The sequence below is a fragment of the Negativicoccus succinicivorans genome (genome assembly GCF_018373335.1).
GTDB classification, from domain to species: Bacteria; Bacillota; Negativicutes; order Veillonellales; family Negativicoccaceae; genus Negativicoccus; species Negativicoccus succinicivorans_A.
Map to the genome: position 1 here is coordinate 1 of NZ_JAHAHH010000068.1, position 7,204 is coordinate 7,204.

Below are 7,204 nucleotides of genomic sequence, written 5' to 3' on the forward strand. Positions count from 1 at the left end.
AAACTCTTTGAATTATTTTACACTATTTAACCGGAAAACGCTACTTATCTGACGCCGGTTTTTCTTTCATCCAGCCAAATTCTCCGAATGGCCGCCGTATTATCAAAAATACGCAAACCGAAACTCAACAGTGCCACGTAATAAATATCAATGCCCAATCGACTCCCGATAAAAACAAATAGCATTGCCACTAATGCGTTAACAAAAAAACCGCTGAAAAAAATCGTGTGATCATATTTCCCTTCCATATATGAACGCAAACCGCCGAACACGCTGTCCAAACAAGCCATAATCGCTACCGAAAGGAATGGATCATAGGAAATGGAGATCGCCCAGGGGAACCACATCCCTATCACAATCCCGAGGAACAGGCCGCACAACATTAAGGCTACTATCATTTTGGCACCCCCGGTATTGCTTTTGCATATTCTTGCTTACTCGGTCCTGTATACGGATTGATTTGCAGATTATCACGGGGCTCAATAGACACATTGATTCCCCAATACTTCAAGGTATCGACCACTCCTCCTCGAAACTCAAGTGCGGATCGCAATAATTTCGGATCTCCAATGGCTTTGACTTGAAACGGTGTGCTAAACATTTTGCCATTTACAGTAACCGTGGGACCGGCACAACGAATTTCACTCGTGCCGATCAAACGTTGCTCGTTTACCGCAATGGCTTCGGCGCCGGCCGCGCGTAATTCGTTGATAACTTTCAAAATATCTTCATCATGCACGACGTAAAGATTTTGATTTTCACCCATTTTAAGCGGCTGCTTGCTGTCTTCAATCGTGATCACTACACCCGATCCTTCCACCGCAGTCAGACCGGCTCTGAATTTTAATTCATTTCTTTCCTGTGTAGCGTCTGATGTCAAGTTTTCCGCCTGCAATGCTTGCAATTCCTTCGCCAAATCCTTCTTTTCCTGTTCGACCTGCATCAGTTGCTGGTACAAGTCTTCCGCACGCATATTCATTGTCGTCGCCTGCATTTCTTTGTTGCTTTTATACTGCAATGACAGCATCATCCCTAAAATAATGCTGACCGCAAGCAACGCAGCCGTTTTTGATTTCATTGCCGCCTCATTTCAATTTGATATAGGGCGCACCTACATTGGCGTCCACGTAATCGACTGCCAAGTTTCGCAATCGAATATCTTTCAACATATTTTCGGATAAAGGTGCCTGCTCAGCTGCATTTTCTACTGCGCCCAAATGAATCGGTATGTCATCACGCGTATACGCAATTAATTGTGCCGCGTCACCGATATTAATTTCTGAGATTTGTTCGCCGCCTTTACTCGAAAGATGCGATAAATACCCTAATGCTTTTCGTAAAGCATCGTCGGTAACTGTATCACCTAGTAAGACATTGCCCAGTTTTTTGCCCGTAATAAAAGGAACATCCGTCTGTGCAATAGTCGGTCCTTCGGCAATAACTAAGCCTGTTTTATCAAAAACTGCAAAACCAAATTCCGTCGCAACGACGGCAATCGGACGTCGCTCTTCAATCTGAATCCGAATGGTTGCGGGAAATTTCCGTTCCACTTTAGCAGAGGCGATTCGCAAATCACCATTCAACCGGCGGGAAATATCGGCCGTCGCGAGTTGTACGACGTTGATAGGACGTTCGATTCTCGCGACACGAAAAACCTCATCACGCGAAAGAACTTGCAACCCTTCTACTTCAACACTGCCAAACGAAATCGGTGCCAGCGCCAGCAGCAACAAAAAGCCGACAATGAGACCCGCCGCCCAAGCATATGTTCCGCGTTTTTTATAAAAAGGCTTTTCATTCCGCGGTTGCGACTTTAGTTTTTTGCGCCGACGTCTGCGCGGCGATTCCGGCAGTCCTTCCACATCATTTCGTTGTGGCGAGGCGGCAGGTGTTTCCTCACCGCGTTGCCGACGACGAAATGTTTCAAAATCAATATTCTGTACCATCGGATTACAGTTTTTTGCACCCGGCGGTGCTTAAAATAGCTTCGCAAAGCGCCAAAAAGTCCATCCCTACAGCTGCAGCTGCCTTCGGCACTAAGCTGGTGACCGTCATACCGGGCACGGTGTTCACTTCCAAAATAAACGGATTCCCTTTGTCATCCGTCATAAAATCGACACGCGCGACCCCTTCACAATTCATCAGACGATACGTTTGCTGTGCCAATTCTTGTAATTGTACCTTCAATGAATTATCAATCGGCGCCGGTACTAAATAGTCCGTCGCTCCCGCCGTATACTTCGATGCGTAATCATATATACCCGAATGCGGTACGATTTGAATGACAGGTAGCGCTTCTCCGCTGAGGACGGAAGCGGTAAATTCATCGCCGGCTAAATATCCTTCTACAAGAATCCACGGATCATACTTAAATGCATCCTGCACCGCACGCGCAACTTCGCTTGCCTCGTGAATCACGCTGACTCCGATTGTTGATCCTTGGTTGGCAGCCTTAATCACAACCGGCAAAGTAAAACGTTCCAAAATGTCCGCTACAATCATTTCCATTTCTTCTTCCTGGCGATAAATGGAAAAGGGCGCTGTCGGCAGGCCCGCCTGGACAAAAAGGCGTTTACTGATAACTTTATCCATTGTCAAAGCACTGGCCAAGGGGCCCGAACCGGTATAGGGAATACCAAGCATTTCTAAGACATTCTGAATGGCTCCATCTTCCCCGTACTTGCCATGCAACGCATTAAAAACGACCTGCGGTTGTACTTCTTGCACATCGTTTAAAAAAGTTCGCGGATTAAATTCAAGCGTGGTTACTTTGTACCCGCCTTCTATCAACGCCTGTGCAATCGCAGCACCTGTACGTCGGGAAACTTCCGCTTCCGTAGACGGCCCCCCCATAACTACCAAGATATCTTTAGTTTTGTCCCACAGCTTCATCCTGTTGTTCCCACCTTTGTTTAACCAGGTAACTGCATTCATTGATATTACCCGCTCCCATCATAATAATGAGATCTCCGGGTTTACGAATAGTGTCCAAGTATTCCGGAATCGTTGTTATATCATGTACGTAACGCACTTCGTCCCCGGCGGCTTCTACCATATTCGGCAGCAAAGTTCCGTCGACATTATTTCTCGGATCTTCACCGGCGGCATAAATATCCGTAAAAATCACCAGATCGGCATCATGAAATGCTTGTGCAAATTCATTTCGCAATAAATCCGTACGTGAATAACGGTGTGGCTGAAATACACAAATCACTCGCTTAACACCAATTTCTTTAGCGGCGGCAAGCGTCGCTTTAATTTCTGTCGGATGATGCGCATAGTCGGTAACCAACCAGTAATCAGTGCTTCGATATAATGTTTGGAAGCGTCGTTTTGTACCGGTAAAGTGTCCCAATGCTGCAATGACATCCGGCAACGATAACCCGGCAGCAAGAGCTGTGGCAATTGTTGCCAATGCATTAAGCACATTATATTTGCCCGGAACCTGCAGCGTCACCTGCCCTAAACGTTGTTGTTCTTTGATCAAGGTAAAGTGCAGGCAACCGTCAACATATGCTAAATCAGTGGCCGAGTAGGTTGCCTCCGGAGAGAATCCGTAAGTAACATAGGGACACTTGACTTGCGGTAACAACTTGCAAATGATTTTATTTTCTATACACAAAATGGCTTGGCCCTGTTTTTCATCCAGAGAATGAATGAATTCCACAAAAGCGTTTTCCAGCTTTTCCATCGAGCCGTAGTAATCCAAGTGATCATCTTCGATATTGGTAACTACCGCAAAGGCCGGTCGAAGTTTTAAAAATGACCCGTCACTTTCATCGGCTTCGGCAATAACATGTGAACCTTTACCGGCTTTTGAGTTCCCTTTTAAATAATCCACTTCCCCGCCGATAACAATGGTCGGATCCGCACCGGCTTCTTCAAAGACCTGACCCAGCATGGATGTGGTTGTCGTTTTACCATGTGCACCGGCGACAGCAATGCCACAACCGTCATTTAGAATAGCTGCTAAAACATCCGATCGATGCACGACAGGGATGCCTTTTTCTTTGGCCGCTACCACTTCCGGATTGTCGGGACGAATGGCAGTAGAAACAACGACTACGTCCGCACCATCCACATGAGAGGCATCATGACCAAGATAAATCACCGCTCCGTGATCGCGAAACTTTGCAAACACAGCATCGTCCTCCTGATCGGAGCCGGTAACCATGTAACCTCGTTGTAATAAAATGTAGGTCAGAGCGCGCATTCCCACGCCGCCGATCCCTACAAAATGAAATTTTTTATATTGATCCAAATTCATTATTTTATCCCATCATCGAAAGAGCTAACTTTGCAATATCTTCCGCCGCTTGCGGTTTGCCTAAGGAGCGACTGGCAGACGCCATCGATTCCAAACGTGTTCGGTTTTGCCGCAACGATTCTATCGTCTCATATAACAACGCACCGGTCAAATCTTCATTTTCGATGACCACCGCTGCACCTTTTTCCGCCAGCACCGCTGCGTTACGTCGTTGATGATCCGCAGCCGCATACGGATACGGCACCAGAATAGCCGGCCGGCCGAGTGCCGTAAGTTCCGCCAATCCCACCGCGCCGGCGCGATACACCACCAAATCAGCCGCTGCCAGCGCATCCGGCATCGTATGTAAATAAGGATACACCCGCAAATGCTTATGCTTTTCGTCGGTCAACGTGAATCCCTGCATAAATCTTTCATACTCCTGCTCACCGGTGACATGCATCACTACTATCTCTGTATTGGTTTGGTAACGTGTGAGAACTTCCTGCATCGCTTGATTAATCACGCGCGCGCCACGACTTCCTCCGGCAGCAAGCAGCACAAATGCATCTTCGGGCAAGCCCAATCGATTTCTGCTGACTTCACGTTGCGCCGCCAAAATTTCCCGACGCACAGGATTTCCTGTCACCACAATTTTTTTAGGTTGATGGAATTGTGCCGCGGCTTCTTCATAGCCAAGCGCAATTTTACGAACCACTTTGGACAGCATGCGATTCGTTATCCCCGGCACCACATTCTGTTCCTGAATCAGTGTCGGGTCACCGCTCAAAGCCGCAGCCAATAGCATAGGACCGCAGACATACCCACCGGTACCGATCACAATATCCGGATGAAAGTCTCGCAAGATAGACCTTGCTTTCGCTACACTTTGTAACGCTTCCCAGGCCGTTTTTCCGTTTTTGGGGGTCAGTCGGCGCTCAAATCCGTGCAGTCGCAAACTTATAAACGGAATATTCGCTTTGGGAACCAGTTCCGTTTCTAAGCCATTTTCACTACCGACATATAAGAATTCCACATCGGTTACTTGGCGAATCGCATCCGCAATCGTCAGTGCGGGATAAATGTGCCCGCCGGTACCGCCGCCGGAAATAATTACTCGTCGCTTCATTAATTCTCCAACTCCGCTACTAAGCGACAAAAGTCACGCCCACGTTCCTGATAATTCTGATACTGATCATAGCTCGATGCGGCCGGAGAGAAAAGCACCACCGTCGCATTATTTTTTTGTGCCAACTTCTGCGCTTTTTTGACTGCCTGCGCTAAGTCATCGGCAAGTTCAATATTGGCAATTCCTTCTTTTTGAGCAGCAATAGAGAAACGCTCTTTACTATTCCCTAAGAAAACGATGCCTTTGCATTTCCGGGCAGACTGCATCAATAGTGTCAAATCCGTTCCTTTATCATAACCTCCGGCAATCCACACGAGCGGTTGGCTAAAACTTTGCAACGCTTTTATTGTGGCATCCGTGTTTGTTGCTTTGGAATCGTTATAATAAGCGATTCCTTCCTGTGTAGCTACATTTTCTACGCGATGCGGCAAGCCTTTAAATACACGTAAGACGCCCCGAATTACGGACAGTGGTACGCCTGCATGCTGCGCCATGAGTGCCGCGGTAAGAATATTTAACCAATTATACTCACCTTTCAACAAAAGTTCATCGGCACTCAACAATACTTCCGGCGTTCCTTCCGGATTTAAATACAATACATTATCTTCTACATAGGCCCCTGTTTCTACCTTCTCTGCTGTAGAAACCCAAAGAATATGGCTTTGCGCCTTATCGGCAAATGTGCGGCAATACGGATCCTGCGCATTTAAAATCAACACATCATCTGTTGTCTGGTTTTCAAAAATACGTGCTTTCGCCTGTACGTAAGAATCCATATCCCCATGACGTTCAAAATGATCCGGTGTGATATTCAAAATCGCCGCCATATGAGGACGGAAGTGATCAATCGTTTCCAATTGAAAGCTCGATACTTCAGCCACCACGATGCCATCCGGAGAAAGTTCGCTGACTTGCTCAGAAAGCGCTTTACCGATGTTTCCTCCGACCACATTTTTAAGTCCGCCAGCCGCAACCATATCCCCCAACAGAGTGGTTGTCGTCGTCTTTCCGTTCGTACCGGTAATCGCATAGATCGGTGCTTGCGAGAGTTCATAAGCGACTTCAATTTCAGAAACAACCGGAATGCCTGCTTCCGTTGCGGCTGCTGCCAAAGGAATCGTCGGTGCAATTCCCGGTGACAATATAACTTGGTCGACCCCTGCTAAAAGACTTGACTTTTGCGCACCAAAAACACATTCAATCCCCAGCGCCGTTAATGCTGCCGTTTTTTCTGCCGACAAATCCTTGACATCCGAAAGGATTACATTCGCGCCGGCTTTAGCAAGCGCCCGCGCTGCTCCGATGCCGCTGATTCCGGCACCGATCACTAAGATTTTTGCGTTCGTATACTTCATGCTCATCACCGCTTCAATTTTTTTCGCTCATTCACTCTAGATTGTTAAAGAAATACCGACGCCGACACAAAGCAACGCCGCCAGCCAAAAAGTATGAACCACCTTTACTTCCGACCAGCCTCCCAGTTCAAAATGATGATGCAAAGGACTCATGCGAAACAGGCGGCGGCCCGTAGTTTTAAATGATGCCACCTGTAAAATAACCGATACGGCCTCCATTACGAATACACCGCCGATGATCACTAAAAGCAGCTCTGTCCGAGTGACCAAAGCCAGTCCCGCAAACGCGGCACCCAATGCCAATGACCCTGTATCCCCCATAAATACTTTTGCAGGATGGTAGTTAAATGCCAAAAATCCTAAGCAAACACCGGCCAACGCGGCGGAAAATTGCGCCAATTCTAAATCGCGTGCACTGAGGCTCAACCAAACAAATGCAGCCGCTACGAGTGCGCTGATACCGGCAGCCAAGCC

The 7,204-nt window shown here is 47.4% G+C and carries 8 protein-coding genes; all 8 read right to left on the minus strand.

The features are described 5' to 3' along the window. Window positions 1–44: 44 nt before the first annotated feature. Entirely contained in the window at window positions 45–398 is a 354-nt protein-coding gene (locus KH813_RS05515; RefSeq protein WP_303994283.1) for a small basic family protein, read from the minus strand. After that, a complete protein-coding gene (locus KH813_RS05520; protein WP_075938825.1) occupies window positions 395–1,078 on the minus strand; it encodes a DUF881 domain-containing protein in 684 nt (227 codons plus the stop codon). Before KH813_RS05520 ends, KH813_RS05515 begins: the two co-directional genes overlap by 4 nt. 7 nt (window positions 1,079–1,085) lie before the next feature. After that, window positions 1,086–1,946: a cell division protein FtsQ/DivIB gene (locus KH813_RS05525; protein WP_303994287.1), complete on the minus strand. Its 861-nt coding sequence runs from the start codon at window positions 1,944–1,946 to the stop codon at window positions 1,086–1,088. A gap of 4 nt (window positions 1,947–1,950) precedes the next feature. Next, window positions 1,951–2,892 (minus strand): D-alanine--D-alanine ligase, encoded by a 942-nt coding sequence (locus KH813_RS05530; protein ID WP_303994290.1) that lies wholly within the window; start codon window positions 2,890–2,892, stop codon window positions 1,951–1,953. After that, the gene (murC, locus tag KH813_RS05535) at window positions 2,870–4,267 is read right to left on the minus strand and encodes a UDP-N-acetylmuramate--L-alanine ligase (RefSeq protein WP_303994294.1); all 1,398 of its coding nucleotides are present in this window, start codon (window positions 4,265–4,267) and stop codon (window positions 2,870–2,872) included. The genes KH813_RS05530 and murC overlap by 23 nt, the downstream gene beginning before the upstream one ends. A 4-nt stretch (window positions 4,268–4,271) precedes the next feature. After that, window positions 4,272–5,375 carry an undecaprenyldiphospho-muramoylpentapeptide beta-N-acetylglucosaminyltransferase gene (gene murG, locus KH813_RS05540; protein WP_303994296.1) on the minus strand — a complete coding sequence of 368 codons (1,104 nt, stop codon included), beginning with the start codon at window positions 5,373–5,375 and terminating at the stop codon, window positions 4,272–4,274. Then, complete coding sequence (gene murD, locus KH813_RS05545; RefSeq protein ID WP_303994299.1) at window positions 5,375–6,730, minus strand: UDP-N-acetylmuramoyl-L-alanine--D-glutamate ligase; 1,356 nt, start codon at window positions 6,728–6,730, stop codon at window positions 5,375–5,377. Before murD ends, murG begins: the two co-directional genes overlap by 1 nt. Before the next feature lie 36 nt (window positions 6,731–6,766). After that, a partial coding sequence (locus tag KH813_RS05550) for a phospho-N-acetylmuramoyl-pentapeptide-transferase (protein WP_303994302.1) occupies window positions 6,767–7,204 on the minus strand: 438 nt, incomplete at its 5' end.